This window comes from Aeromonas media (assembly GCF_020423125.1).
In the GTDB taxonomy this organism is placed as follows: domain Bacteria; phylum Pseudomonadota; class Gammaproteobacteria; order Enterobacterales; family Aeromonadaceae; genus Aeromonas; species Aeromonas media.
Window position 1 is genome coordinate 2,457,437 of the sequence record NZ_CP075564.1, and the last position, 21,168, is coordinate 2,478,604.

The 21,168-nt window shown below is 64.2% G+C and carries 20 protein-coding genes; 8 read left to right on the plus strand and 12 right to left on the minus strand.

Annotation, left to right across the window (positions count from 1 at the left end; translation table 11 throughout):
* Positions 1-364: 364 nt before the first annotated feature.
* Positions 365-1,279 (plus strand): DMT family transporter, encoded by a 915-nt coding sequence (locus tag KI797_RS11285; protein WP_226169379.1) that lies wholly within the window; start codon positions 365-367, stop codon positions 1,277-1,279.
* A gap of 161 nt (positions 1,280-1,440) precedes the next feature.
* Entirely contained in the window at positions 1,441-2,805 is a 1,365-nt protein-coding gene (gene xseA / locus KI797_RS11290) for an exodeoxyribonuclease VII large subunit (RefSeq protein ID WP_226169381.1), read from the plus strand.
* A gap of 55 nt (positions 2,806-2,860) precedes the next feature.
* Here xseA and hutW read toward each other — a convergent pair whose 3' ends face one another.
* The 12 genes from hutW to pspA form a co-directional block, all read right to left on the minus strand.
* Entirely contained in the window at positions 2,861-4,234 is a 1,374-nt protein-coding gene (hutW, locus tag KI797_RS11295; RefSeq protein ID WP_226169383.1) for a heme anaerobic degradation radical SAM methyltransferase ChuW/HutW, read from the minus strand.
* A 270-nt stretch (positions 4,235-4,504) separates the two neighbouring features.
* Positions 4,505-4,993, minus strand: coding sequence for an OmpA family protein (locus KI797_RS11300; RefSeq protein ID WP_005325315.1), 489 nt, complete (start codon positions 4,991-4,993; stop codon positions 4,505-4,507).
* A 28-nt stretch (positions 4,994-5,021) separates the two neighbouring features.
* A complete protein-coding gene (locus tag KI797_RS11305; protein WP_226169384.1) occupies positions 5,022-6,263 on the minus strand; it encodes a diguanylate cyclase domain-containing protein in 1,242 nt (413 codons plus the stop codon).
* On the minus strand, positions 6,260-6,775 hold the full coding sequence (locus KI797_RS11310) for a YfiR family protein (RefSeq protein WP_081805885.1): 516 nt from the start codon (positions 6,773-6,775) through the stop codon (positions 6,260-6,262). Before KI797_RS11310 ends, KI797_RS11305 begins: the two co-directional genes overlap by 4 nt.
* A gap of 227 nt (positions 6,776-7,002) precedes the next feature.
* Complete coding sequence (gene tyrR, locus KI797_RS11315; RefSeq protein WP_042650408.1) at positions 7,003-8,550, minus strand: transcriptional regulator TyrR; 1,548 nt, start codon at positions 8,548-8,550, stop codon at positions 7,003-7,005.
* Between the two features lie 146 nt (positions 8,551-8,696).
* Positions 8,697-9,035, minus strand: coding sequence for a 4a-hydroxytetrahydrobiopterin dehydratase (locus KI797_RS11320; protein ID WP_161507251.1), 339 nt, complete (start codon positions 9,033-9,035; stop codon positions 8,697-8,699).
* Positions 9,036-9,083: 48 nt separating this feature from the next.
* Positions 9,084-9,878 carry a phenylalanine 4-monooxygenase gene (gene phhA, locus KI797_RS11325; RefSeq protein WP_226173094.1) on the minus strand — a complete coding sequence of 265 codons (795 nt, stop codon included), beginning with the start codon at positions 9,876-9,878 and terminating at the stop codon, positions 9,084-9,086.
* A gap of 219 nt (positions 9,879-10,097) precedes the next feature.
* Positions 10,098-11,129 carry a YcjF family protein gene (locus KI797_RS11330; RefSeq protein WP_043131975.1) on the minus strand — a complete coding sequence of 344 codons (1,032 nt, stop codon included), beginning with the start codon at positions 11,127-11,129 and terminating at the stop codon, positions 10,098-10,100.
* A gap of 30 nt (positions 11,130-11,159) precedes the next feature.
* Entirely contained in the window at positions 11,160-12,566 is a 1,407-nt protein-coding gene (locus KI797_RS11335) for a YcjX family GTP-binding protein (protein ID WP_226169385.1), read from the minus strand.
* Between the two features lie 77 nt (positions 12,567-12,643).
* Positions 12,644-13,048, minus strand: a complete 405-nt coding sequence (gene pspC / locus KI797_RS11340; RefSeq protein WP_218408676.1) for an envelope stress response membrane protein PspC — start codon at positions 13,046-13,048, stop codon at positions 12,644-12,646.
* Entirely contained in the window at positions 13,045-13,281 is a 237-nt protein-coding gene (gene pspB, locus KI797_RS11345) for an envelope stress response membrane protein PspB (RefSeq protein ID WP_161507256.1), read from the minus strand. The genes pspC and pspB overlap by 4 nt, the downstream gene beginning before the upstream one ends.
* Before the next feature lie 3 nt (positions 13,282-13,284).
* Entirely contained in the window at positions 13,285-13,965 is a 681-nt protein-coding gene (pspA, locus tag KI797_RS11350) for a phage shock protein PspA (protein WP_041205885.1), read from the minus strand.
* Between the two features lie 195 nt (positions 13,966-14,160).
* Between pspA and pspF the strand changes: the two genes are divergently transcribed.
* The 6 genes from pspF to KI797_RS11380 all read left to right on the plus strand — a co-directional run bounded on the left by pspF (position 14,161) and on the right by KI797_RS11380 (position 21,074).
* Positions 14,161-15,204, plus strand: a complete 1,044-nt coding sequence (gene pspF / locus KI797_RS11355; RefSeq protein ID WP_226169386.1) for a phage shock protein operon transcriptional activator — start codon at positions 14,161-14,163, stop codon at positions 15,202-15,204.
* Positions 15,205-15,364: 160 nt separating this feature from the next.
* A complete protein-coding gene (gene sapA, locus KI797_RS11360; protein WP_226173096.1) occupies positions 15,365-16,960 on the plus strand; it encodes an ABC transporter substrate-binding protein SapA in 1,596 nt (531 codons plus the stop codon).
* Positions 16,961-17,036: 76 nt separating this feature from the next.
* Positions 17,037-17,996, plus strand: a complete 960-nt coding sequence (locus KI797_RS11365; RefSeq protein ID WP_043131985.1) for an ABC transporter permease — start codon at positions 17,037-17,039, stop codon at positions 17,994-17,996.
* Between the two features lie 44 nt (positions 17,997-18,040).
* Positions 18,041-18,934 (plus strand): ABC transporter permease subunit, encoded by an 894-nt coding sequence (locus KI797_RS11370; protein WP_005325348.1) that lies wholly within the window; start codon positions 18,041-18,043, stop codon positions 18,932-18,934.
* Between the two features lie 120 nt (positions 18,935-19,054).
* The gene (locus KI797_RS11375; protein WP_005325353.1) at positions 19,055-20,053 is read left to right on the plus strand and encodes a peptide ABC transporter ATP-binding protein; all 999 of its coding nucleotides are present in this window, start codon (positions 19,055-19,057) and stop codon (positions 20,051-20,053) included.
* 235 nt (positions 20,054-20,288) lie between these two features.
* The gene (locus tag KI797_RS11380) at positions 20,289-21,074 is read left to right on the plus strand and encodes a peptide ABC transporter ATP-binding protein (RefSeq protein WP_005325357.1); all 786 of its coding nucleotides are present in this window, start codon (positions 20,289-20,291) and stop codon (positions 21,072-21,074) included.
* The last annotated feature ends 94 nt before the right edge of the window (positions 21,075-21,168 follow it).

The window sequence follows — 21,168 nt, forward strand, 5'->3', positions numbered from 1 at the left end:
TTGTTTTGTGTGTGACGCCTGTGTACCCAGGCATTCCCCCATCCGCAACGTCCCGCCTTCGGATGAGCCCGACCAGTCTAGAGTCCCGAGTGACCGACTCATGGCAAACACGCGCAAAATGTGACCGATATCGACCTCGCCATTGGCTGTATGTGATTGATAGCGCTTTCATTTCTTTGCATGGGAGTGAAGGGGAAGTCCCCCACCCGGAGGATATAGACGCGTCGCCCGTGGCGGTCACATCGGGGAACCTTATCAGCGCCTTGCCTCCTGCACTGGGCCGTTGCCATTGGGGGCGCTTGCCGCCATGATGCAAGGCCCCTTGCCATCTCGGGCAGCAGGGCGGTTCATTCAGGGAGAGAAGATGAGAACATCGGATTACGTGCGGCTGCTGGTGCTGGCGGCCATCTGGGGCGCCAGCTTCCTGTTCATGCGCATCGCCGCGCCCGCCTTCGGCTCGGTCAACACCACCTTCCTGCGGGTCTTTTTCGCCCTGGTCGGGCTCGCCGCCATGCTGTTGCTGTTGCGCACCCCCATGTTGTTTCAGGGCAAGCTCAAGTCCATCATGGTGCTCGGCATCATCAACTCAGGCGTGCCCTTCCTGATGTACGCCATCGCCGCGCTCTGGCTGCCCGCCGGTTATTCCGCCATCCTCAACGCCACCACACCGCTGATGGGGGCCCTCATCGGCTTCTCCTTCTTCAACGAGACGCTGACCTTGCGCAAGTGGAGCGGCGTCATGCTGGGGCTCATGGGCATAGGGCTCATCACCACCACGGGGGAGGTCGACCTGAGCGGTCAGCTGGCCATCGGCGTGCTGGCCTGCCTCATCGCCACCGCCTGCTATGGCTGCGCCGGTTTTCTCACCCGGCGCTGGATCAGCGAGCGGGGCGGCCTGGACGCCAAGCTGGTGGCCTTTGGCAGCCAGCTCGGTGCCTGCCTCTTCCTGCTCCCCTTCTTCGGCTACACCTTGGTGACTGGCCCCACCGTCGACTGGGCCCTGCCCGAGGTGTGGGCCAGCGTGCTGGCGGTCGGCTTCATCTGCACCGCCCTCGCCTATCTGATCTACTTCAGGCTGATCGCCGATATCGGGCCCCTGCGCTCCCTGACGGTCACCTTCCTGATCCCGCCCTTTGGCATACTGTGGGGCTATCTGGTGCTCGGCGAGACCCTCACTGGCGGCTTCGTGGCGGGCGGCGCCATCGTCTGTCTCGCGGTCTGGCTGGTGGTGAGCCCGAGCAAGGCCGCCAAACCGGCCAAGGCGCAGCCACAGAGCTAACTGCCATCTGCCGGACCCCATGGCTCGGCGTCTGGCACAGCCAAACTGGTGCCAGATGCCGCTGCTGCCACAGACACGGACTCGGCGGATGGGCTGAACTGGGGTAAGATATGCCCCATCGTTTTCTCCCCGCCCCGGCGGACACAGCAGCAGGGCCAGCCTTGAACCATCTCGACGAATCCAGCCAGAGCAGGCAACAGCAGATCTTCACCGTCACCCGCCTCAACAGCGCCGTGCGCATGATACTGGAGCAGGATCTGGGGCTGGTGTGGCTGACGGGGGAGCTCTCCAACCTGGCGATGCCAAGCTCGGGCCACTGGTACTTCTCCCTCAAGGACATCTCAGCCCAAGTGCGCTGCGCCATGTTCAAGGGCAACAACCGCCGGGTGCCGTTCCGGCCGCAAGATGGCATGCAGGTGCTGGTGCAGGCGCGGGTCTCCCTCTATGAGCCCCGGGGCGACTACCAGCTCATCATCGAATCCATGCAACCCGCCGGGGACGGCATGCTGGCCCTGCGCTTCGAGGAGCTCAAGCGCCGCCTCGGCGCCGAGGGGCTGTTCGACGAGGGCCGCAAGCGCCCGCTCCCCCGCGAGCCGCGAGCCGTGGGGCTGGTCACCTCGGCCACCGGCGCCGCCCTGCACGACATGCTGACGGTGCTGGGGCGCCGCGCCCCGGATCTCCCGGTCTTCATCTATCCGACCCAGGTGCAGGGCAGCGCCGCCATCGGCCAGATCGTCGCGGCCATTGCCCTGGCCAACCGCCGCGCCGAGGTGGATGTGCTCATCGTCGGGCGCGGCGGCGGATCGCTGGAAGATCTCTGGTGCTTCAACGAGGAGGCGGTGGCCCGCGCCATTGCCCACTCCACCATTCCGGTGGTGAGCGCCGTGGGCCACGAGGTGGACGTCACCATCAGCGACTTCGCCGCCGATCTGCGCGCCCCCACCCCCTCCGCCGCCGCCGAGCTGGTAGCACCGGACAGGAGCGCCCGCGCCCAGCGCCTGGTGCACCTCAAGCAGCGCCTGGTGCAGGCCATCTCCCGGCGCCAGACCGCCGCCCGCCACGGCTTCGCGCTGCTGCAAAAGCGGCTCGACCATCAGGACCCCAAGCGCCGACTGGAGCAGCAGTCCCAGCGTCTGGACGAGTTGTCCGGCCGCCTGCAGCAACTGCTCAATCTGCGCCTGCATCAGGGGGAGCGGCGCCTCGCAAACCTAGAACTGCGCTTGCAGGCCAGGAGCCCGGAAAAACTGCTGGCCGCTGGCAAGCGTCGTCACCAGCTGGCACAAGAGCGGCTCCATACCCTGATGAACAAGCGCCAGGATCTCGCCGCCCACCGCCTCGCCATGCTGAGTGCGCGCCTCGACGGGATAAGCCCGCTGGCCACCCTGGGGCGGGGTTACTCCATCACCCGTACCCCCAGTGGCGAGGTCATCAGCCGCGCCGCCCAGGTGAGCCCGGGCCAGCAACTGGTCACCACGCTCGCCGAGGGCAGCCTGCGGGTGCGGGTGGAGGAAGTGCACACTCCATGACGAAAAGGGGGCCTTCAAGCGGCCCCCTTTCCTTTCTCGTTTTGCTCCCTGCCCACTACACCCGCGAGTGATGCCGGGCCCCGCCCGGATGAGCGGCGAGGGTTGCCGCCTCCCCTCCCAGGGGATTTGACTGCTGATACTCGAACAGACCCGCCTGCAGATTGACGTTCCAGAAGCGCCCCGCCAGGGTCAGCGCCAGTGTCTCCCCGGTCAGCTCGGCCAGGCCGTGCTGTTGCCAGCGTTCAAAGAGCGGCAACAGATGCGTCCGCAAGGGAGACGGCAAGCGCCCGAGGGCCAGCCAGCCGGTATCGAGGCCACCGCGCAGCAGGCCATCGACGGGCGCGTTGGGGTTGGGCCTCATCACCATGCCGGGGGCACGCAGACCGGCCGCCAGCGCCTCGTGCCAGGCTGCCAGATCCCGGCCATACATGAGGCCGTGGCCATGGATGTTGCCCCCCGCCCCCGCGCCGAAGGGGAGGATCTCGGCGCCGCGCTTGGCCATCTGGTTGTAGCGGCTCTGCTCGGCCTCACCTTGCCGCCAGTGGCTGCAGGAGAGGCGCTGCCAGTCCCCCTGCTCCAGGGTGTGGGCGCCATAGGCATACATGGCCGCCCGCTGCTGGCCATCGGCGCACCAGCCGAGCCGGCCCTTCTCCTGCGCCCGATCCAGATTGGTGCCCTGCATGGAGATGAGCTGGTAGAGATCCACCCCGTGCACACCGCTGGTCATCACGTCCGCGATGTCCTGGCGCCACAGGGCATCATCCTGCCCCGGCAGGCCGAAGATGAGATCCGCCACTATGACGGCTGCGTCATCCCGGGTCAGCTCCCCCAGTCGGACGAGCAGTGTCTCCCTGTCGTCGAAACGGGCCGCCTGCTGGCGCACTGCTGTGTTGAAGCTCTGCACCCCGAACGAGAAGCGGTTGAAGCCCCCCGCAAGGGCCGTCTGCCACTTCACATCATCAAAACCGTTGAGCCGCCCCTCCAGGGTCAGCTCCGCATCCGGGGTCAGGGGGAAGGCGCGAATGGCCCTGGCCAGTCGCCCCAGATCCGCCGCCGCCATGTCGGTCGGGGTGCCGCCCCCCACGTAGACGGCCGAGAAGGGGCGACTCTGGCCAAAGGGAGACTCGGCGGCCCGTTGCAGGTCGTCGCACAGGGCCGCCATGTAGTGGCTCATGCGCGCCGGGTTGGCGCCGTTTTCGAAGAAATTGCAGAAGCTGCAGCGCTTGCGGCAGAAGGGAACATGGATATAGAGCGCCCGCTCCTGGGCCTCGCTCGGCCGCTGCCACCAGGCTCGCCAACCGGCGTCGTCCAGCGTCAAGGGAGCTGCGCCGCCCCGGCTGGCATGGGCCGAGGTCTTGGCGCCAAAGGCGAACTTCAGGGGATCCGGGGTGGCGAGCCCCGTCATGGTCGGGGTGAATAGTGGCGTCATCACTGGCAGGTTACCGTCTGGAAATAATGCAAATGATAACGAATATCAGTTGATCTCCGTGTTGTGCTGGATCAAGTCAGGAACATTGAGAAAGCGTCATCGCCTCCGCTATCTGGGTGCGAGAAAATATGTAGAGCGGGATCATGCTGAAGGAGTGGCAGGAAGAGAGCCACTCTCCGCCAGGAGAGTGGTGGCACACACGCATTCGGGCTAACGAACGAAGGGATCCGGAAAACCGGATGATAGCAGTTGATGCAGGGCGTTGGCCGATCAGCCGTTGTCGATGATGATGGCGACCCGGCGGTTCTCCGCCCGCCCGGCGGCGGTGCCGTTATCGGCAATGGGCGCCTCTTCCCCGCGTCCACGGATGTCCAGGTTGGCCGCAGGCATGCCCACAGATGCCAGCACCTCGGCCACGGACTGGGCCCGTTTCAACGAGAGCTGCTGGTTGTAGGCCGCCTCGCCGTTGGAGTCGGTGTGACCGTCCACCCGGGCCCGGTTCAGCCCCACCTCAATCAGGGCCCTGCCCAAGGCTTCCACCACCTGGCGGGTGCCGGGATTGAGGGCCCCCACGTTGTTGGCAAAGAGCACCTTGTTGGAGATATCCAGGGTCCAGCCTTCGTCGGTCAGGTGAAACCCCTGCTCCTTGAGTGCGGCGATCTGCTGCTCGGTGAGGCCCTTGGGCGCGCTCTGGCAAGCCGCCAGCCCACCGAGCAAGAGCGCGAACAGACCCGCTCTCATCAGGTTGAAAAAAGTCATTGTTCTTGTCCTTTCATTATTTTCAATTTCAAGTGGTTGTCTTATGGTCTCCGGCTCCCTCCCTGCGTTGTCGTTTGGATTCATACATGGCACCGTCGGCGAATTGCAACAGGGCTTCTGCCGTCCCCCCCTGTTCGGGGTAGAGGGCGGAGCCGACGCTCACCCCTATCTGCAGATGGCGGCCATCGCTCAAGACCACAGGAGTGGTCATCGCCTGCTGGATCCGCATCATCACCTCGTGTACCTCACTCTCCTGATGCACCGGAGAGAGCAGGATGACAAATTCATCCCCTCCCAATCGACACACCAGATCCATGGGCCTGAGCTGATGCTGCACCCGCCGCGCCAGCGCGATGAGCACCTCGTCACCTATGGCATGGCCCAGGTTGTCATTGATCTGCTTGAAGCGGTCGCAATCCAGATAGAGAAGGGCAAACCGCTCATGCCGGGTGTGTCCTGCCTGGATGGCTTGCTCCAGCCGCGCCTCGAACAGCGCCCGGTTGGGCAGACCGGTGAGAGGGTCATGGGTCGCCTGGTGCAGCAGGCTGGCATTCTCTCGCTTCTGGTGAGCCTGCCAGGCCTCCAGCTCGTCGAGCAGGGAATTGAAGTCTTCCCCGAGCGCGTGCAGTTCGGCGATGTTGGCCGCCGGTACTCGCTGCTTGAGAGCACGCTGGCGGCTGACGTTGTAGGCAACCTCGGTCAGGGCCTTGAGGGGTGCCGTGATGGAACGCTGCATCCGGCGCGCCACATAGAGCGCCCCCAGGATGCTGAGCAACAGGCACACCAGGGTCGCCATCAGGGTCTGCAAGAGAAAGCGCAACAGGTATTGTCCGTGACCGACCAGGTGGACCCGGGCAATCTCCTTGTTCTCCCGCACCATGGAGAGCTCCACCTGCCCCGGCAGGATCAAGCGGGCCAACTGCTGTTCCAGGCTGGTCCAGGGGGTCGTGATGTCCCGCCGCCAGCTCGCCAGCACCTGACCGTCGGGCAGCAGAATACTGGCGCTGGCGATGTCCTCCCGGGAGGTGATAGTCTCCAGGGCATCCTTGGCCGCATCCTTGTCATCGAACACCACGGCCGCCTCCGTGGTGTAGCTGATGGCACGCGCCACCAGCTTGAGGTTGTGATCCGCATAGAGGCGCAGGGCCAGCAGCGCCGTGATGGTCAGGAAGAGGCCCGCCATGCAGACGGCGGTCAGGGAGATCATCATGTGGGTACGCCCCAGGCTCTGTCGCAGCGTGAGTCGAGGGTTTGCGTGATTGATTGTCATCGCGCGTCCTCATCCGCCCTGGCGAGCTTCAGCACGGCCGGGTGCACCCGCACGCCGCTGCGGGCCAGCGCATCCAGGTTGACCCGAAAGCGCACCCGCTCCCCTGCCTGCAGACAGAACACCGCATCGGCGATGCACTCGCGGCTCTGCTCGCTGATGCTGAGGATGGCGTGACCATGCAGACGCTCGAACAGGGCGAGGCGTTGCTCGGGGGTCAGCACTCCCAGATAGATCACATCGCAGCGCCGAAACAACGCCTCGTCGTCGAGCTCGTAGCGATGCACATCGACCGGGCGACCATTGGCCTGTTGTCTGATGGTCAGCAGCGACGCCGCATATGCCGTGGGCGCGGCGACACAGAGCCGCAGTGTGGCAGGCTCGCTGGGCCAACGGGTGTAGCTGAGGATATCGAGCACGGTTTGACGCACCATGTCGCTGCGGATCTCGGCCGAGGTCGCGGCCACCGCCACGTTGGCCAGTGCCAGCATGCAACACAGTGGCAGCAACCACATGGAAATCCGGATGAAACAAAACAACTGCATGATGCCCGCGCTTAAATCCACGTCGGTACCGGGATGGGCCGACGCCCATGAAGGGAGTGCCAGAGAGGAGTCGCACCGAGCTTACCAGCCGCGCGGCGGCTCCCCATCCGGACACACACGGCTGCGTCATCTGGCGTCGCAGCGATGGCGGCCGCCCACACCAGGAGGGGCGTCCTGGGTGCACACCGCCTTCGGAGTTACTTTTTACCAATCCCGTATTCGCGCAGCTTGTTGGCGATGGCGGTGTGGGAGACCCCGAGCCGCTTGGCCAGTTGGCGGGTAGAGGGGAAGGCCGGGTAGAGCCGCTCCAGCAGCCGGCTCTCGAAGCGCTTCACCGCCTCGTCGAGCCCCCCTTCGAACCACTCGTCGATGAGCGGCATGGCATCCGCCGCCACCGGCAAGTCAACGTGCTCGGGGCCGAGTTCGTCCCCTTCCAGCAGGGTCATGGCCCGGTAGAGGCAGTTGCGCAGCTGGCGCACGTTGCCGGGCCAGCGGTAGGCGGTCAGGTATTCTGCCATGTTGCGGGTAAAGCGCGGGCGCGGGCGCTGCAACTCGATCGCGAAGCGGGAGACGAACTGCTGGGCCAGCGCCATGATGTCCGCCTTGCGCTCGCGCAGCGGCGGCAGCGCCAGACTCAGCACATTGAGGCGGTAGTAGAGATCTTCCCGGAACTTGCCCTCGTGCACCAGATCCAGCAACTGCTTCTGGGTGGTGCAGATGAAGCGCACGTTGACCCTCACCTCCTGCTCGTCCCCGACCCGGCGAAAGACCCCGTCTTGCAGCACCCGCAGGAACTTGGTCTGCAGATGGGGGGACATGTCGCCGATCTCGTCCAGCATCAGGGTGCCGCCGCTCGCCAGCTCCAGCACCCCGCGCTTGCCCTCGGTGTTGTTGCCAAAGGCGCCGGGGGCGTAGCCAAACAGCTCGCTCTCGGCCACGTTGTCCGGCATGGCGGCGCAGTTCAGAGCCATGAAGGGGTGGCTGGATCTCAGGCTGGCGCCATGGCAGGCACGGGCCAGCAGCTCCTTGCCGGTGCCGGTCTCGCCGACGATGAGCAGGGGGGCATCCTGCATTGCGAGTTTCGCGGCCTGGGCCAGCACCTCTTTCATCTTCTGGCTCTCGGCCTGCAGGTGTTCGAAGCCTCCCACCTCCACCGCATGGAGCGCGCTGAAGTGCATGCCGACCCGGCGGGCGGATTTGAGCACCACCACGGCGCCGGCCAAGGCTTGCTTGCCCTTCTCTTCTGCCACGAACAGCGGCATCAGATCGCCGAGGTACTCCTCACCGCCGAGGCTGAGTTTGCAGGTCTGGGGCTTGATCTCGCTCGCCTCCAGCCAGCGGGCGAAGGAGAAACCCTTGACTAGGGAGGCGAGCGCCACCCCGCGCACCTCTTCCGGCGGCAGCGCCAGGGTCGTGAGGGCGGCCTGGTTGGCCTGGGTCACCCGTCCCTTGCTGTCGAGGGAGAAGACCAGATCCGGCAGCGCCTTGAGCAGGGCCTCTATCTCGTGATGCTCTCGCTCGGAGGGCATGTAGGGGATGGTCTTGACGTCATAGACGCCGGGAATGCGGCGGATCTCCGGCATCAGATGCTGGAAATCGCGAAACTCCAGCTCGGGGAAATTGAGATAGATGATGCCTGAGGTATCGATTTCGATGCCGCGCAGATCGATGTTGTGCTCCACCAGTCGGTCGAGCAGTTCCCGGGTCAGGCCCAGACGGTCTTCACAGCTGACTTCAAGACGCATTCGGCACACACTTCCTAGCTAACATTCTGAATAGCCGGATGATACAGACTCGATCCCGCCAGTGCGAGCGCTCCCCCATAAAAATGCGGGCCTGCCCCGTTTTCACCGGGCAGCCCCTCTCAATGGGGATGCAGAGGCGCGGAATCTCAGCTCAGCAGCTCGTCGGTACGTGCCGCCATGATGAAGTCGTTGCGGTGCAACCCGCCTATCTTGTGGGTCCACCAGCTGACGGTCACTTTGCCCCACTCGGTCAGGATCGCCGGGTGGTGGAACTCGGCCTCCGCCAGCTCCCCCAACCGATTGGTGAAGGCCAGCGCCTCCTTGAAGTTGCGAAAGGCAAATTCGCGCCTCAGTTGCAGCTCGCCGTTCACCACCAGGGGCTGCCAGTCGGGGATGGCGTGCATCAGCTCGCTCAGCTCCTGCTCGGTCACCCTGGGGGCATCGGCGCGGCACGCTTCGCACCGTTGGGTTGCCAGTTCAGACATTCGGGACTCCTTTCATCAATCATGTTGTGGAATGGGTTGAAAATGGGTTCAGCTCGCCTGCCGGCCAGGGGCCGGGGCAAAGCGGGGCGGCCGCAGGCCGAGGCGACGGGCCTCGGCCACTGCCGCCATGATCTCCTGCGGCCCCAAGCGGTAGAGACAATCCAGACTTGGCAGCACGAAATAGACGGGCTGCATGATGTCGATGCGATAAGGGGTGCGCAGCACCTCCAGCAGATCGAAGGGTTGCAGCACCGGCTGCCCGGAAAGGGCATAGGCGGTCTCGCCGATGGAGGAGAGGATGCCGCCACCGTAGATGCGCAGCCCCTCCCCCTCCTGCAGGAGACCAAACTCCACGGTGAACCAGTAGAGCCGCGCCAGATAGACCCGATCCTCCTTGCTGGCATTCAGCCCGAGCTGGCCATAGAGGTGGGTGAAATGGGCAAAGGCGGGGTTGGTCAGCATGGCGCAGTGGCCGAAGATCTCGTGGAAGATATCGGGCTCCTGCAGGTAGTCGAGCTCGTCCCGGCGGCGGATGAAGGTGGCCACCGGAAACTGGCGATCAGCGAGCAGGGCAAAGAAGCGATCAAAGGAGATGAGGGCGGGCACGGCGGCCACCGACCAGCCGGTGGTGGGGGTCAGGGCGGCGTTGATCTCCCCCAGTTGCGGGATGCGATCACGGGGCAGTGCCAGCCTCTCCAGCCCCGCCCTGTATGCGTCGCAGGCCTTGCCCTCGAGCGCCGCGAGCTGGCGCGCGATCAGGATCTGCCAGGTCCCCTGCTCTTCCTCCGAGTAGTGGATGACGCCCTGTACGTCCGGTTGGTGTGCTGTGTAGCGGCTTGCCATGATCCCTGCCATCTCCTGCCCCTAGGGGCCCCTTGTCGTTGCTCTTCAGGATCACTGTAACGGCTTGCCCAGCAAAAAAGCAGCCGACCCCGAGGTCGGCTGCCTGCCACAGATGTAAATAATTTGTGACATCATGATGTGCTTTCCCGGACGCTGTGGTGGCGCAAACGACCCGCACGGGGAGAGATCAGGCAGGGTGATCCCCGCCCTTGAATGACACTATGACTTGCGAAGATAGCCCGCCAGCTGGCCGACAAGCCGCTTGCGCAGCTCCCCGAGCCTGGGTTTCTCGTCCGCACACCAGGGCAGCGGGCGGCACGCCTCTATGGTGCGCAGCCCAAGGCGAGCGGTGAGCAGGCCGGCCCCCACCCCTTGCGCGGCGCGGGCGGAGAGCTTGGCGGTGAGCTCGGCTCCCAGCAAGTCCATCCCCACCTCGGTCACCAGCTCGGTGGCGCCGGCATAGAGCATGTTGCGAAACACCTGGCGGATGAGACGAATGCGGCTCCAGTAGCCGAGCTCGATGGCGTAGACATCGGCGATGTCCTCGATCATCCGCAGGTTGCGCCAGAGCATCAGCATCATGTCGACGGTGGCGAGCGGGCTCAGGGCCACCAGCACCGCGGCCTCCCCGGACCACTTGGCGACCCGGGCCTGGGCGAGTTTATCCCGCTCCCCCAGCACCAGCTGGCTGTAGAGGGTCAGCACCTCCCGATCGCTGTGGCTCTCATCGAGCTGGGCCAGCCAGGTGCTATATCCCTCCCGCCCCTTGTCGCCGCTCTTCTCGGCCAGGGCCTCGCAGAATGCCTGCCCCTGCCCCACCCCCTGATGGGCGAGCAGATCTTCGGCCCTTGAGCGCACATCCTGGCGCCGCTTGAGGGTGCGCAGCCGCAGCCACTCGCGCCCGACCACGCCGGCCGTGCCCACCGCCACCAGACCCGAAGCCAGCAGCCAGGCGCCGCCCCAGAGCGGGGTGGTGAGAAACTGGTCGTAGAGGAAGGCGCCAAACTGGCCCAGGGAGAGCAGGCCAACCGCCCCCAGCCCCCAGGCCAGCAGGCGATGACGACGGCGAGGCCTGACAGTGAGCGCGGGTTCGACCTCGGTGAGCTCGTCCAACGCCTCGAGTCGTTCGAAGCTCTCCTCTTCCAGCCGCTGGGCCGGTGCCGGGGGCGGCGTCTCGCTCGCCACCGACAGGGTCGGCTCCAGGATCACCTTGCCTTGCAGCGGCACCTTCTGTGTTGTCTGATCGTTCATCTTGTTGTCTGCTCCTTGGTGCGGCGCCGGTTATTCGAGGTGATCCCCGAGCAAGAACTCCAGTGCCGCGTCCAACCGGATATGGGGCAGCGCCTGATGGGCGCTCATGGGCAGCGGGCGAAATGCCTGAAAATCGAAGCCCTGGGTGCTCCACCACTGAGCGGGTGGAATATGGGGTGGCACCTCCCCCGGGAAGAGCAAGAGCGGCTCCCCGGCGAGACTGGTGCCGCGAATGGCCGGGAACTCGCGACCATTGGCGACCCCCTTGCCCACCTCGGTGGCCTTGATGGCGGCCAGCGCCAGGCATTCGGTCTCTATCCCCTCGAAGCGGGCCTGACCCCGGCCGCTGCTCACCAGATGCTGGAGCAGGGAGACCAGGGGCCCGTGCTGCTCCGGGGTGACGTGATCGGCCTTGCTCGCCACGAACAACAGCTTGTCGATGCGTGGAGAGAACAGCCGGCGCCACCAGTTGCTCTTGCCATAGGCGAAGCTCTCCATGATGCGGGCGATGGCCTGCTGCATGTCGCCAAAGCTGGCGGCCCCGGCGTTGAGGGGCGCCAGGCAGTCCACCAGCACTATCTGGCGATCGAAGCCTGCGAAGTGCTGCTCGTAAAAGCCTTGCACCAGATGCTGCTTGTACTGCTCGAATCGCTGCTTGAAGGTGGCGTAGAGGGTGCCATCGGCGGGCTCCCGGGCTGGCTTGTCCCACACCCAGGGCACGAATTGCAGCAGCGGCGCCCCGGCATACTCCCCCGGCAGCACGAAACGGCCCGGCTGGATGAGGTGCAGCCCGAGCTCCTGCTTGCAGGCATGCAGATAGTCGGTGTAACGTGCCGCCAACTCGCTCGCCGGCCGCTCCTCGAAGGCTTGCTCGGCCTGCCAGCCGGGGGCCAGCCAGTCGGCGGCCAGGGCCTGCAGCTCGGGGCGACGCAACTGGGTTGCCACCTGCTCGCTCCACTGCTCGTAGCTCAGATCCAGCAGCGGCAAGTCCAGCAGCCACTCGCCTGGGTAGTCCACCAGATCCACATAGAGGGTGGAGATCTCCCCCAGGTGCCGGCGCAAGGGATGGCGGGTGCGGTAGCGGATTTCCAGGCGCACTTCGGCCACCCCACGGGTCGGCTCTGGCCAGGCGGGGGGATCACCAAACAGGGCATCGAGGCCCCGCTCGTAGGGAAAGGTGGGGATGTGAGCGTTTTGCTGGGGAACCCGGCGGGCGCCGAGGATCCGCCCCTGACGATGGGCATCCCACAGGGGTAGACGGCCGTCGATGGCGGCGTGCTCCAGCAGGTTCACCAGCGCCGTGATGAAGGCAGTCTTGCCGCTGCGCGACAGGCCGGTGACCGCCAGCCGGATGTGGCGATCCCGAGCCCGGTTCACCACCTCAAAGGCCTTGTGCTGCAGCACAGACCATGACTGTTCGAGTTTGTTGCGTATCAAGGCGGGTCTTTTTCTCCTGTCACAGCCGAACCATGAGGATAAGGGCCGGGGCCATGGCCCCGCAGCCCTTGCGGCACTTACAGCCTGCTGAACTCGCGCTGCAGGGTGAACTCCTTGGAGGTCACCAGCTTCTCGAGCCGCTGCACCCTAGGCTCGAGCGCGTCGAGCTCCTGGGCGATGCGACCGAGCGCCTGATGGGGAGTGACACCGGCCTGCCAGCTGCGCGCCTTCATGCGCACCTCGGCAAAATCGGCATCCTCCTGGGCGTAGAGGGTAACTGGCTTCTTGTCGAGCAGAAACCAGGCGGCAACGTAGGCGGTGAAGGTGATGAAACCGGCGAAGATGAGGCCGCTGATGGCCAGCAGCCGCACTATCCAGGTCTCCACTCCGAAGTAGTCGGCAAGGCCGGCGCAGACGCCGGCTATCTTGCCGCGCTGGGGATCACGATAGAGGTTGCGCCCCTCTTTGCTCCACTGTGTCATACCTTGTTCCTCCAGCCCGGCACTTCCGCATCCAGAATCGACTCCAGGGCGCCGACCCGCTCCTGCATCTTCTCGGCACGCACCAACAGCCCCTGCAGCTGTTCACGCTCGTCATCGGCAAGACCGGCGCCAATGCGTCCCTTTGCGCGGTAGTGCAGCACCAGCCAGATGGGGGCCACCACCACCATGAAGACCACCATGGGAACCATCAATACACCCAGCAGATCTTCCATCTGTTACTCCCCCTGTTTCGGCGTGGTATCGCCTTGACCCAGCTTCTGGCGCATGGCCTCGAGCTCTTTGCTGATCTGATCGTCCGCTTCCAGCTCGGCAAACTGCTGGGCCAGGGCCTTGTCGGACTGTCCCAGATCGGCACGGGCTTCCATCTCGTCGATGCGACGCTCCATGCGCTCGAACTTGCTGACCACGGCCTGGCTGTCGCCACGGGCCACCTGGCTTTGCACGTTCAGGCGGCTGCTGGCCGCTTCGCTGCGAATGGCCATCGCCTTCTGGCGGGCACGGGCGTCTTCGAGCTTGGCTTCCAGCTGGCGGATCTCGTCGCCCAGCTTGTCGATGCCGCTGTCCACAGCCTGCTGCTCGCGATAGAGCGCCTCGGCCAGCTCGCTCTGCTTGTTCTTCTCTATAAGGGCGGCACGGGCCAGATCCTCGCGCCCCTTGGTCAGGGCCAGCTCGGCCTTGGCCTGCCATTCGTTCACCCGCTCCTGATGGCGGCTGACCTGACGGCCGATCTCTTTCTGGTTGGCGAGGAAGCGGGCCAGGTTGGAGCGCTCCTTCACCAGTTCATCTTCCATCTCCTGGATGATCAGGCGCACCATCTTCTGGGGATCCTCGGCCTTGTCCAGCAGGGACGTCAGATTGGAATTGATGATGTCGGCCAGGCGGGAAAAAATACTCATGGTTCTACTCCTGTGATGGGCATTGGGTTGTTTCTCCATTGACAATGGCAACTTGTGTGCCAATCTGGAACAATAATTAACTTGTTGATTTATATGGGCACTCTCCATGAGTTGCAAGATGCCCGGAACAAGAGATGATAAAAATAACCAACTTTTGGTAAGATTAACCAGATTTTTCAACGAACAGGGATCAGGATGACCACGGCCACGGAAAGTCTGTTGGGTGAGTCCAACGCGTTTCTAGAAATCATCGAGCAGACCTCGCGACTCGCCCCCCTGCGCAAACCTGTGCTGATCATCGGCGAGCGGGGGACCGGCAAGGAGCTCATTGCCCACCGCCTACATTATCTCTCGGATCGCTGGGATCAAAGCTTTGTCACCATCAACTGCGCCACCTTGAGCGAGAGCCTGCTGGAAACCGAGCTGTTCGGCCATGAGGCGGGCTCCTTCACCGGCGCCGCCAAGCGTCATCAGGGCCGGTTCGAACGAGCCGATGGCGGCACCCTGTTCCTCGACGAGCTGGCCACCACCAGCGCCCGGGTGCAGGAGAAGCTGCTGCGGGTCATCGAGTACGGTGAATTCGAGCGCGTCGGCGGTGCCAAGGCGCTCAAGGTGGATGTGCGCCTGGTGTGCGCCACCAACGAGGATCTGCCGCAGCTGGCGGCCCGGGGACAGTTTCGTCACGATCTGCTGGACCGGTTGGCCTTCGATGTCATCACCCTGCCCCCGCTGCGGGAGCGACGGGAGGACATACTGATGCTGGCGGAGCACTTCGCCCACGGCATGACCCGGGAGCTGGGGTATCCGTTGTTTGCCGGCTTCTCCCGCAAGGCGACCCAGTTGCTGCAAGATTACTCCTGGCCCGGCAACGTGCGGGAGCTCAAGAACGTGGTGGAGCGCAGCCTCTACCGTCAGGGTAACCCGCAGTTGCCGCTCTCGGAGCTGGTGATCAACCCCTTCGACTCCCCCTGGCGCCCCCGGACCGGCACCCCGTCCCCGGTTGCCACCGAGGCGGCCTCGGCAAGCGGCCCCCAGGTCATCAGCCTGCCACTGGATCTCAAGGGAGTGGTCGCGGAATACGAGATTAATTTACTCAAGCAAGCGATGCAGCAATCCCAGTATAATCAGCGCAAAGCCGCCCAATTGCTGACCCTGAGCTACCACCAGTTCAGGGGCATGCTGCGTAAATACCAGCTGCTCGACGGGGATGACAACAATGGCAATGCGGACAACGACTGACCCCGAGCCATCCCCCTTCAGGAGCCAATGCCAGCTGCTCGAGGGAATTGACGAACGGGATCTTCGCACATCCCGATGGGAGTCCCTGCCCGGCAGGATTCCGCAACGCGCTCGCCCTCTGGCGGGCAACTCTGTCTGAAAACATGGTTCCAACATGAGAATGCTCACACCACTGCTGCTCGGTCTCCTGGTACTGGTCACCGGCTGTCAGAAACAAGACGATGCCTCCAGGACCGGGCTCATCTATTGTGCCGACGGGGCGCCCAGATCCTTCAACCCGCAGCTTGCCAATGCCGAGGCGACCCTGGATGCCAGCGCCCGCCCGCTCTACGATCGCCTGCTCGAGGTCAATGCCAATACCCTCAGCATCGAGGGGGGCCTCGCCACCCACTGGCGCAGCAGCGAAGATGGCCTCTCCTATACCCTGACCCTGCGCAAGGGCGTGACCTTCCATCACACCCCCTGGTTCAATCCGACACGCCATTTCAACGCCGACGACGTGTTGTTCACCTATCATCGCCTGCTGGACGAACAGCATCCCTTCCACCGCATCTCGGGTGGCGAGTACCCCTATTTTCACAGCCTGGGGCTGACCAGCCTCATCAAGCGGGTCTACAAAAATGGCCCCCATGAGGTGGTGTTCGAGCTGAACCGGCCGGATGCCTCCTTCCTCGCGACCCTGGCCAGCGACTACGCCATCGTGCTCTCGGCCGAATATGGCGAGCAGATGGACAAGGCCGGCACCCCCGAGTTGCTGGACAGCCAACCCATAGGTACCGGGCCCTTCAGCTTCAAGGAGTACCGTCACAACGAGTTCGTGCGCTACCTGCGCCACCCCGGCTACTGGGGCGGCGAGGCGAAGATTGATCAGCTCATCTACGACATCACCCCCAAGTCGTCCAAGCGGCTCGCCAAGCTGTTGACCGGCGAGTGCGACGTGATGAGTACCCCCTCCGCCAGCCAGCTGTCGGTGATCGACAGGGACGCTCACCTCAACCTGTCGGTACAGTCGGGCATGAACGTCGCCTTCCTCGCCCTCAACACCCGCAAGGCCCCCTTCAACAAGGTACAGGTGCGCCAGGCGCTGGCCAGCGCCATCAACGTGCAAAACCTGCTGCAGGCGGTCTATTTCGAGACCGGCCAGCCTGCCGCCAGCCTGCTGCCGCCGCTCTCCTGGGGCTACAACCCCTCCCTGACCCAGCGCAAGCCAGACCTGACGCTCGCCCGTCAGCTGCTCAGGGATGCTGGCTACCCGAACGGGTTCGAGATGCAGGTACTGGTGCAGCCCGGTGCCCGCCCTTACAACCCGGACGGCCTCAAGACCGCCCAGCTGATGCGCAGCGATCTCGCCAAGATAGGGGTGAAGCTCAAGATAGTGCAGCAGGCCTGGCCGGTCATCGAGACCCGGCTCGCCAAGGGACAATATGACAGCCTGCTCTCCGGCTGGATCGCCGACAACGCGGATCCGGACAACTTCTTCCGCCAGTTGCTGAGCTGCGCCGCCGTCGAGCGGGGCAACAACTACAGCCGCTGGTGCAGCCCCGCCTTCGATCAACTGCTGGACGATGCGGTAACCACCCCGCAACTCGCGTTCCGCTTGCGCAACTATTACTATGCCCAGTCGCTGCTCAACGAACAGTTGCCGCTCATCCCGCTGGCTCATGCCCTGCGCACCCAGGTGAGCCGCAGCGACATCCAGGGGCTGACCCTCATGCCCTTTGGCGGCACCACCTTCAACCAGGCCCATCGGGAGTGAACATGGCTGACATCCATCCCACAGGTGGCATCTGGCCTCCCTTCCCATCGACGCACCCGCACGCGGAGGCATAAGCATGTTTTTTTATATTCTGCGCCGCATCACCCTGCTGGTGATCACCCTGCTGGTGCTGACGCTGGGGGCCTATCTGCTGGAGTTTCGCCTCATCGGCCAGGTGCTGGACTTCTGGCACGGCTATCCTGACTTTCTGCAGCGCATCGTCGAAGGGGATTTCGGCCTCTCCAGCGTCTCCGGCCTGCCGGTGCTGGACGAGATCCGCCACTACTTCCCGGCGACCCTGACCCTCTGTCTCGCGGCCTTTACCATCTCGCTGCTGGTGGGGATCCCGCTCGGGACCCTGGCGGCCCTCTATCAGGGGCGCGGTCTGGATCTCTCCATCATGGCCGCCGGCCTCATCGGCTACGCCGTGCCCGTCTTCTGGCTGGCGCTGCTGATGGTGATGTTCTTCTCCCTGGATCTCGGTTGGCTGCCCTCTTCGGGTCAGATCAGCCTGCTCTACGACGTTCCCTCCATCACGGGGATCGCCATCGTCGACGTGCTGATGAGCCAGGAGCCCTGGCGCGAGGCGGCGCTGCATGACGCCCTGCGTCACCTGGTGCTGCCGTCTCTGGTGCTAGCCGTGGTGCCCACCACAGAGGTGATCCGCCACGTGCGCAGCTCCCTCATCGACGTGATGAAGCAGAACTACATCAAGGCCGCCGCCAGCCGCGGCCTCTCCCGCCGCCAGATCGTCTGGCGCCACGGCCTCAAGAATGCCCTGCCGCCGGTGTTGCCGCTGCTCGGCCTGCAGCTCGGCAGCGTGCTCACCTCCGCCATGATCACCGAGGTGGTGTTCGACTGGCCCGGGATCGGCCGCTGGCTGGTGAGCAGCATAGCGCTGCAGGACTATGCCGCCATCCGCGGCGCCTTCCTGGTGGTGGCCAGCTTCGTCATCTTCATCAGCGTCAGCACCGAGTTGCTGACCACCATCATGTATCCGGCACGACGCAAAGAACTCTATGCAAAACAAGACTGAACTCGCTTATTGCCTGAACTGGGGCCAGGGCTGGAGCCTGCATCATGCACGATAAATCGAACATCTATCCGGAGCTCAAGATCCTCTCCCCCCTGGAGCAGACCTGGGCCTCCTATCGCCGCAATCCGCTGGCCATGGGGGGGCTCTGGTGCTTCGGCCTGCTGCTGCTCATCACCCTGGTGGGCCCCCTGGTGGTGCCCTACGGCATCGATGATCAGCACAGCGGCCGCCTGCTGCTGGCCCCCTCCTGGGCCAGCACGGGGAACATTGACTACTTCCTCGGCACCGACGATCTGGGCCGCGACATCCTCTCCCGCCTGGTGGTGGGGGCCCGCCTCACCTTCGGCAACGCCTTGCTGGTGGTGGTGATAGCGCTCCTCGTCGGCTCCGCCATCGGCATCCTCGGCGGCATGAGCAAGGGGGTGAAGTCGAGCGTGCTCCATCACCTGCTCGATACCCTGCTCTCCATCCCCTCCCTGCTGCTGGCCATCATAGTGGTCGCCATCCTGGGGCCCGGGCTGTTCAATACCCTGATCGCCATCACGCTGGCATTGATACCGCCTTTCATCCGGGCGACCTACAACGCCGTCCACGCCGAGATGCAGAAGGAGTACATCATCGCAAGCCGCCTTGACGGCTCGCCCCCCTTGCGGATCATGCGTCTGGCCATACTGCCGAACATAGTGGAAACCCTGGTGACCCAGACCACCCGCACCCTCTCTGCCGCCATCCTGGATATCTCGGCGGTGGGTTTCCTCGGCCTCGGGGCCCAGTCACCCCAGCCGGAGTGGGGCGCCATGCTGGCGGATTCGAGCGATCTCATCTATCTGGCCCCCTGGACGGTGACCCTGCCGGGCATGGCCATCCTGTTCAGCGTGCTGGTGACCAACCTGGTGGGTGAAGGCATTCGCGAAGCGCTTAAAGAGGGGAACGACTGATGGGGGTATCATTGAAGAGAGGCAGCCTCATGGTTCCGGGTTCACGCCGGTACAGCGTTCAGGCCCAGCCGTCACGAGCCGATACAGTCACCCTCGCGCCGTTAAAAGGGGGAAATCATCATGCCCTTGCTTGATATACGCAACCTGACCATCGAGATCGACACTCCCCAGGGCAAGGTCAAGGCGGTGGACAGGGTCAGCCTGACCCTGAACGAGGGGGAGATCCGCGGCCTGGTAGGAGAATCGGGCTCGGGCAAGAGCCTGGTGGCCAAGGTGATCGTCGGCATCCAGAAGGACAACTGGACGGTGCGTGCCGACCGGATGCGCTTCAACGACATGGACTTGCTGACCATGGCCCCCAAGGAGCGGCGTCGCATCATGGGCCGCGAGATCGCCATGATCTTCCAGGACCCCATCAGCTGTCTCGACCCCTCGGAAGAGATAGGCACCCAGCTGGAAGAGGCCATTCCCACCAGCGCCTTCGCCGGCAAGTTCTGGCAGCGCTTCCAGTGGCGCAAGAAGCGGGCCATCGCCCTCTTGCACCGGGTCGGGGTCAAGGATCACCGCAAGGTGATGCGGGCCTATCCCCACGAGCTGTCGGACGGCATGTGCCAGAAGGTGATGATCGCCATGGCCATCGCCAATCAGCCGCGGCTGCTGGTGGCGGATGAACCCACCAGCGCCATGGAGTCCACCACCCACTCCCAGATCCTGCGGCTGCTGGACAAGATGAACAAGCTGGGCAACACCACCATCCTCATCATCAGCAACGACATCGCCGCTATCGCGAACCTGACCGACACCATCAACATCATGTACTGCGGCCAGATGGTGGAGGTGGGCACCCGGGATCAGATCCTCGAATCCCCCCGTCACCCCTATACGGATGCCCTGCTCAAGTCCATTCCCGACTTCGACAAGCTGGTGCGCCACAAGTCCCGGCTCGAGACCCTGCCCGGGGTGATCCCCCCCCTGCAGCACCTGCCCATCGGCTGCCGCCTCGGCCCCCGCTGTCCCTATGCCCAGAAGCAGTGCGTGCAGACCCCGCTGATGAGCAAGGTAAAGGGACACCAATTTAGCTGCCACTTCCCCTTGAACATGGAAGAGCCGAAGAAATGAGCCCGAGTCATCACCAGCCCATGCCCAATCAGCAAGGCCAAGGGACATCCATTTCTAAACTGCCACTTCCCCTTGAACATGGAAGAGCCGAAGAAATGAACCCGAGTCATCACCATTCCATGCCCAATCAGCTAGGCCAAGGGACATCCATGCCCCAGCTGCCACTTCCCCTTGAACATGGAAGAGCCAAAGAAATGAGCCTGAACGTGAATGTTGTCATGAAGGAGCCAAGCCTGTGATCGAACCCGCCCTGTTGCAGGTCAGGGGCCTGTGCAAGACCTATCAGAACCGCACCGGCCTGTTTCGGCGCCAGGCGGTGGAGGCCATCAAGCCCCTGTCGTTTGATCTCGGGGTGGGCCAGACCCTAGCCATCGTCGGGGAGGCAGGCTCGGGCAAGAGCACGCTGGCGCGGATCCTGGCCGGCATGATAGAGCCGAGCGGCGGCGAGATCGCCATCGAGGGGCAGCCCCTGGTTCACGGTGACTATCAGACCCGCTGCAAGCTGCTGCGGATGATCTTCCAGGACCCCAACACCTCGCTCAACCGAAAAATTCGGGTCGGCCAGATCCTGGAGACGCCGCTGCGCCTCAACACGGCCCTGAGCGAGGAGGAGCGTCGGGAGAAGGTGATCCAGACCCTGCGCATGGTGGGCATGCTGGCAGATCACGCCCTCTTCTACCCACAGATGCTCTCCGCCGGTCAGCAGCAGCGGGTGGGGCTGGCGCGTGCGCTGATCCTCAACCCGAAAATCGTGGTCGCGGATGAGGCGCTCTCCACCCTGGACATCTCGGTGCGCTCCCAGATCATCAACCTGCTGCTGGAGATGCAGGAGACCATGGGGCTGAGCTATGTGCTGGTGGCCAACGATCTGGGCATCGTCAGCCACATCAGCGACGAGGTGCTGGTGATGCACGAGGGCCGGGTGGTGGAGCGCGGCAAGACCTTGCGGGTCTTCGCCGATCCCCAGCACGACGTGACCCGCCGCCTCATCCAGAACTACAACAACGAATACCGCCGCTGATCCCCAGCCGTTCCCCCTCCGGCCCATGGGCCGAGCATAAAAAAACCCGGCCTGATGTCACATCAGTCGCCGGGGGATTGCGCTCAAAAAAGTG